This is a genomic window from Cupriavidus sp. (assembly GCF_057315035.1).
Map to the genome: position 1 here is coordinate 20,460 of NZ_DBHKYV010000069.1, position 6,623 is coordinate 27,082.

The window sequence follows — 6,623 nt, forward strand, 5'->3', positions numbered from 1 at the left end:
TGTCGCCAAGGTTGCCGCCAACGATGCCGCCAAATATGCTCAACCAGCTTGCCCTGCGCGACGGCTACTGGTGGGAAGATCCCGCCAGGCTGCTGATGTACTTTATCGTGCCGCTCTATATGTTGATCTCGCTGGACCTGCTCGGCGAGCAGAAGGCCATCGATCGCGTCTATTTCAACAGCGAGTTCGCCATTGCCGGAGCCCTGTTCCTGGTGGTGCTGACCGTGGCGGCGGCCAGCGAGCGCGTGTTGTTGCCGCGCTGGCCCGACGCTCCTGTGCAGGTGCCGCGCGAAGTGCTCGATGCCCTATTCTGGCTGGCGTGCTTCGGCTATCTGGTCATGATGGGCGGCGTGATCGCGCGGCCGGCCGTGCTGTTCTCGTTCCTGAGTGGGCAGGCCAGTACCTACGACGTGCTTGAGTTGAAGGGCCGTATCGCCGGCATCAGCACGCTCACCCAGGCCACCGTGGCCTATGTGCCGCTGTATTTCCACATCTTTCGTCAGCCGGTGGACGGACTCAATCGCTACAAGGTGTTCCTTGGCGTGTTGTGTGTACTGACGCTGCTGCGCAGTTTCATCTTTGCCGAGCGGCTGGCGCTGGTGGAAGTGATCCTGCCATGGGCGCTGATGGCAGTGCGCTTCCGCAGCGGCCCGCAGCGCACGCTGTTGCTGACGCTGGGGCCATTCGCCGCGATCGTCCCGCTGATTGGCTTTTTTATCGCGAACGAATACAACCGCTCCTGGGAAACGTACTACATCAACGTCTACGACAACATTCTTGACTTTGCGCTCGAACGCCTGGGCCTGTACTACTCCACCGCCATCAACAATGGCGCCGGCCTGCTCACGATCATGGGGTGGGGCACCGGCGACCCGACCTTCACGTTCGACTGGCTGATCAAGTTTCCGGTGATCGGTGAGACGTTCCGGCCATGGGTTGGCGGCGGCGACGGCTACGGGACCTTCCTGAGCAATTTCGGCGACCCGGAGTTCAATAACCCGTCCGGCATCTATGTGCATTTCTATGAATGGGGGTGGTTCGCGCTGCTGGAAGCCGCGCTGATGGGTTGGTTGCTGGGCCGCAGCTATGCGGGCTGGCGTTCCGGCAACGGGTTCTGGTGCTGCGCGCATGCGGTGCTGCTGGTGTCGCTGATGGAGATCCTGCGCGTGCCGAACCTGTTCAGCGGGCGCAACTTCGTGCCGCTTGCGCTGCTGTGGCTGGTGTTCCGCTGTTTTGGCAAGCCCGTGGGGTTCGCAGCGCCGCCGGGTAGTGGCCTGTATGGCCGCGCCAACCTGCGCATCTGGAGCCGGCGCTGAGATCGCCGGACATCACGCCCATGCCGCCTTCGATACGTTCCACCGCCATGTATCTGCTGCTGATCCAGGGCGGCAATTACCTGTTTCCGTTGTTGTTGCTGCCGTTCCTGGGCAAGGTGCTTGGCGTCAGGGAGTTTGGCGTGCTGGCTTACTGCCAGGCACTGGCGCAGTACCTGATCCTGCTGACCGACTACGGCCACAATCTGACGGCCACACGCCTGGTATCGGTGCGGCGCGATGATCCGCTGGCACTGGCACAGGTGTTCTCGGCCACGCTGGCCGCCAAGCTGCTGCTGATGCTGGCCTCCGCACTGTTGCTGGCCGGCGCACTGCTGTTGGCGCCAAGCCTGCGCGAGCACTGGACCATACTCGCTGCGGCATTCGTAGGTGTGGTGGCCAATGCCGTCACGCCGATATGGCTATACCAGGGCCTGGAGCGGATGAAGGTACTGGTAGTGCCGAACTTCATCTCGAAGGCGGTCAGCCTTGGATGCGTGGTGGCATGGGTCAGGACGCCCGGCGACGCCGCGCTGGCGGCGCTGGGCATCAGTATCGGGTCGGTGATCCTGGCCGCCGCGGCACTTTGGGGGGCATGGCGCAAGCGGCTGGCCGCGCTGGTTGCGGTGCAGATGCGTGCGGTCGTGGCGTCACTGCGCGAAGGCTTCCCGGTTTTCCTGTCGCTCGTGCTGGTCAGCTTCTACGTCAATTTCAACGCGATCCTGCTCAACTACTTCCACGGGCCGGTGGCGGTCGGGCAGTTCTCGATGGCGGACAAGATCCGCATTGCCGGCCAGACGATCTTCACCGTGATCGGTACCGCATTCTTTCCGCGCATCAGTCAGTACAACGTGACGGACCCGGCGGCAGCACGCGCGTTGATGCGCAAGGCAATGCTGGTGGTATTCGGCTGTTCGGGTGCGATGTTCGTCGGCATCGAGCTGTTTGCGGGGCTTGGCATACGGATGTGGCTCGGTGAGCCGTTCCACGACGCCATTTTCCTGTTGCGGCTCGAAGGCGTGCTGCTGCCGGTGACCAGCGTGGCCTTTATCTTCGGCAACCTGGGCTTGCTGGCATTGGGGCGGCATCGGGCAGTGCAGAACATCTATGCGGCGGTAACGGTACTGCATCTGCTCTACGTGGTGCCGTTCGTGCTGTACATGGGCGCGGAAGGGACCGTGATCTCGGTGATCCTGACCGAAGTGATCGGCGCGACGGCGTTCGCGGTCTGCTATCGGCGCGAGACCGCCGGCAGCGTGCCGGCGCCCACAACCGCGCCTGCAACCACCCCCACACCCGCAGCGCAGGATCCATCATCGGCCAGGGAGATTCAGGCATGACTCGCAAAGGCATTATCCTCGCCGGAGGATCCGGCACACGGCTCTATCCGGTCACGCAGTGCATCTCCAAGCAGCTGCTGCCGGTCTACGACAAGCCCATGATCTACTACCCGCTGTCGACGCTGATGGTGGCGGGCATTCGCGATGTGCTGATCATCTCGACGCCGCAGGATACGCCGCGCTTTGCCGCGCTGCTCGGGGACGGGCATCAATGGGGGCTCAATCTGCGGTATGCCGAGCAACCGTCGCCGGACGGACTGGCGCAGGCATTCATCATCGGGCGCGACTTTGTCGGACGTGACCCGTCGGCGTTGATCCTGGGCGACAACATCTACTATGGGCACGACCTGGCCAGGCTGCTGACGCGCTCGGGACGGCGCGAGGATGGCGCCACCGTATTCGCCTATCACGTGCACGACCCCGAGCGATATGGCGTAGTGGAGTTCGACGAAGACTTCCGCGCGCTGTCGATCGAAGAGAAGCCAGCGGTGCCGCGTTCGAGCTATGCCGTGACCGGCTTGTATTTCTATGACAACACGGTCTGCGATATTGCAGCCGGGATCCGGCCTTCGGCACGTGGCGAACTGGAAATTACCGATGTCAATTCGCACTACCTGGCGGCGGGCAAGCTCAACGTCGACATCATGGGACGTGGCTATGCGTGGTTCGATACCGGCACACATGATTCACTGGTCGATGCCGCGCAACTGGTGGCAACGTTGCAGAAGCGGCAGGGCCTGATGGTGGCATGTCCCGAGGAGATTGCCTATCGGCGGCGCTGGATCGATGCCGAGCAGCTTGGCCGGCTGGCGGTGCCGCTCGGCAAAAGCCACTACGGCAAGTACCTGCAACGTCTGCTGGCGGAATCGCCACGGGTCAGGTAGTGCCGCGCATGCGTGTCATCTGCCGCAACGGGCGGCAAGCGCATGCGCAGGCACCGCTCAGCCTGCGCGGGGCGGGGGCAGGGCTGCATTCAGGGCACGTCGCAGCGAAGTTCGCACTTGAGGGAGGCGGCTCGCGTCCGCACCGGAGACCTGGATCGATCCCGCGCCGGAACATCCTGGCGGGACCGCCAGGCTCGCGCCATCGAGCGTATTGGTGTCGCAGATAAACTGATCCGCTGCGCAGTTGCGGTACTGCAGCGAGACTGGCGTGCCATTGACGGCGGCAAAGCGGTTGCCGGTGATCCCTGTGCGGCAGACATTGCCCTGCGCGCGAAAGCCGTCGAAGCGTGTGCGCGTGATCTGGTTGCCGGTCACCAGCACCTGCGACACGCTGCCGCTGCCAGTGTTGAGATCGATCGCGGCATGACCGGCCGGTGCGCGGTTGTTGCCCGGTTGCGTGGCATTCTGGTCGTCGGAGATCGAATTGCTGGCAATCAGCACATTGGTCACGTCGGCCGTACGATAGCCGTCTTCCTGCGCGACCATTACCGCGGCGGCTTTCTGCACGCCCTCGATCCAGTTCCCGGTCACGGTCACGTTGGCCCCGCCAACCACCGCCACGCCGCGTCCCCAGGCATTGCCGGCCAGATAGTTGCCGGTGACATAGACATTCTGGGTCACGCCACCATCGCGCTGGTAGCTGACAATGCCCACCATGTCGTCGCCGGTGGCCGTTACCGAGCAATCCTGCACCAGCACGTCATGCGAACTGCCGGTGATGTGGATGCCGTCGGCCAGCGTGCCGGTGACCTTGTTGCCAACCAGTGCAATGCTGCTGCCCCGCGAGACAAAGATGCCCGCGCTGGCGCCGCCGTTGATGGTGACGTCGAGTACCTGGATACCTTCGCCGTCGACCGCTACCTTGGCCGAGGTGGCCGATTCCAGCCGCTCGGTGCCAATGCCATTGAGGGTCACCCCGACGAGCGTGGAGTTCTTGCCGGTCATCATGATGGCTTGCTGGTCGGGATTGGTGGCAACGATCGTCGCGCCGTATCCGGACATCACCACCTGTTCGCCACGCATGGCCAGTACGCGACCCACCACATACACGCCGGGCGACAGTACCAGCCGCTGGCCGGCCTGCAGGCCGTCGATGGCGGCTTGCAGCGCGTCCCCCTGATCGGCGCCCCCAGCCGCCGGCTGCATCTGCACGTCAGCGGGTGCTCCCGACGCTGTCGATACCACGGTTGGGCCACCCAGGTGGTTTGCCAGCAGCAATGCGGCGCCCACCATCGCCGCCACCAGTACGACGGCCAGGCCGGTCCGGCCTAGTGAGGTTCTCATCCGCATGCCGGTGCGCTACGAACGTGTTTCATCACTGCTACCTCCGTTGCTCGACTGTTCGGTTGAGCATAGCCGCTGTGCGGCATCGCATGGCCGGACTGTCTGGAATGCGCGAGAAGTTGGCGGACGGGGAGCCGGGGTGGCCTGGCGAGGTAACCTAGAAATGGTGCGTGGCTGGCGGGGCGGGGAGATCGCCGCGATCCCAGTACGGTGGCGATCCGAACCAGTCGGCGAAGAAGTCGACAAATGCGCGCGTCTTGGCCGGCACCAGATGGCGGCTTGGATATACAGCCCAGATCGACACGGCTGGCAGTACCGGATACTCGTCGAGAACCGTGATCAGTTCGCCACGCCGCAAATGCGACGCGACATCCCAGGTCGACTTGAGCGCAATACCCATGCCTGCGAGGATCGCATCGCGAATCACTTCACCGTTGTCGGCGCGCAGGTTGCCATGCACCGTCACCGCGGTTTCGCCAAGCGGGGTATCGAAACGCCAGTTCGTTTGATCGCCGAGCACCAGGCAGTTGTGCCGGCGCAGGTCTTCGGGATGACGGGGCGTGCCGTGGCGCGCGAGATAGTCTGGCGATGCGCAGATCACGCGATGACTCGGGGCAAGCGGTCGCGCCACGAGCGTGGAATCTGGCAACACGCCCATGCGCAGTGCCACGTCGATGCCACCATCGACCAGGCCGATTACCTGGTCGGTCAGTCGCAGGTCGAGCGTGATGCCCGGATAGGCGGCCAGGAAGGCGGGCAGTGCCGGCGATACGTGCTGTCGTCCGAACGATGCCGGCGCCGTCACGCGCAACTGGCCGTGCGGTGCCTCGGCCCCGCGGCCGACCGATTGCGCGGCGGCTTCCGAGGTGATCAGCAATTGCTCGGCATGTTCGAGGAAGCGCTCGCCGTCGCCGGTCAGCGACAGGCGGCGCGTGGTGCGGTGGAGCAGGCGGGTACCGAGTTGATCCTCAAGGCGCTGCAGGCGTGCACTGGCAGTGGAGGTGGAGAGGGCCAGGTCGCGCGCGGCCGCCGACAGGTTGCCCAATGCCGCCGCGCGTACAAAGACGGCGATGTCGAGCAGGTCGAAATGCATGGTCGAGGTGCCGGGTATTCCTGCTACGCCGGCTATTCCTGTGAAAGCGCCTTGGCGGCTTCGACCTGCGATTCAAAGAATGTCTGGAAGCTGATGGCCAGGCCGGCCATCAGCAGGCCGGTGCCGATCATCAGCGAGAGGATCACAAGAATCACGACCGGCCAGCCCGAACGCGTCGGTTTTCCGTGCGGGTTGTAGCGCGCATCCCATTTGTCGTCCGGGCGCAGGCCAAACACGATGGCGGTCAGGAAGGCGCTGATCAGTGACGCGCCGCCGGCAACGGCGAAAGTCCAGTTCAATGCCGTGCTGCCGGTATCGAGGCGCAGCGAAGCAATGCCGATGACGCCGGCCACGGTGGCCAGCAGATGGGCCCAGCCGAACTTGTCGCCGAGGCCCTTCAAATAGAAACGATGTGCGCCGAGGCTGCCAAACAAAAAGGCCAGGGCGACCGTGGCCAGCTTCGATTTTCCCCGTACAAGGCCACGCGGATTGGCGTCCGGCGCGGGGCGGGTGGACTCACGGGCAACGGCGGGGGCTTGGCTGGCAGCAGTCATGGGCAGGCAATCGTTGTGGAAATCCCTGGGATGCCGATGGCAGGATTGGCAATGCGGCATCGGCGCACATTGTAGCGTCTCGCTGACTGGAGAAT

At 64.1% G+C, this 6,623-nt stretch carries 6 protein-coding genes; 3 read left to right on the plus strand and 3 right to left on the minus strand.

Features of this window, described 5'->3' with window-relative positions; translation table 11 throughout:
- Nucleotides 1-35: 35 nt before the first annotated feature.
- The 3 genes from ACO550_RS38625 to rfbA are packed head-to-tail and all read left to right on the plus strand — an operon-like array spanning nucleotide 36 to nucleotide 3,537.
- Nucleotides 36-1,316 carry an oligosaccharide repeat unit polymerase gene (locus ACO550_RS38625; protein ID WP_315598442.1) on the plus strand — a complete coding sequence of 427 codons (1,281 nt, stop codon included), beginning with the start codon at nucleotides 36-38 and terminating at the stop codon, nucleotides 1,314-1,316.
- Between the two features lie 20 nt (nucleotides 1,317-1,336).
- The gene (locus ACO550_RS38630; RefSeq protein WP_315598441.1) at nucleotides 1,337-2,653 is read left to right on the plus strand and encodes an oligosaccharide flippase family protein; all 1,317 of its coding nucleotides are present in this window, start codon (nucleotides 1,337-1,339) and stop codon (nucleotides 2,651-2,653) included.
- Nucleotides 2,650-3,537 (plus strand): glucose-1-phosphate thymidylyltransferase RfbA, encoded by an 888-nt coding sequence (rfbA, locus tag ACO550_RS38635; RefSeq protein ID WP_315598440.1) that lies wholly within the window; start codon nucleotides 2,650-2,652, stop codon nucleotides 3,535-3,537. The genes ACO550_RS38630 and rfbA overlap by 4 nt, the downstream gene beginning before the upstream one ends.
- A 57-nt stretch (nucleotides 3,538-3,594) precedes the next feature.
- Here rfbA and ACO550_RS38640 read toward each other — a convergent pair whose 3' ends face one another.
- The 3 genes from ACO550_RS38640 to ACO550_RS38650 form a co-directional block, all read right to left on the minus strand.
- Nucleotides 3,595-4,881 (minus strand): right-handed parallel beta-helix repeat-containing protein, encoded by a 1,287-nt coding sequence (locus ACO550_RS38640; RefSeq protein ID WP_315598439.1) that lies wholly within the window; start codon nucleotides 4,879-4,881, stop codon nucleotides 3,595-3,597.
- Between the two features lie 157 nt (nucleotides 4,882-5,038).
- A complete protein-coding gene (locus ACO550_RS38645) occupies nucleotides 5,039-5,974 on the minus strand; it encodes a LysR substrate-binding domain-containing protein (RefSeq protein ID WP_315598438.1) in 936 nt (311 codons plus the stop codon).
- A 32-nt stretch (nucleotides 5,975-6,006) separates the two neighbouring features.
- Complete coding sequence (locus ACO550_RS38650) at nucleotides 6,007-6,528, minus strand: NINE protein (RefSeq protein WP_315598454.1); 522 nt, start codon at nucleotides 6,526-6,528, stop codon at nucleotides 6,007-6,009.
- Nucleotides 6,529-6,623: the final 95 nt, after the last annotated feature.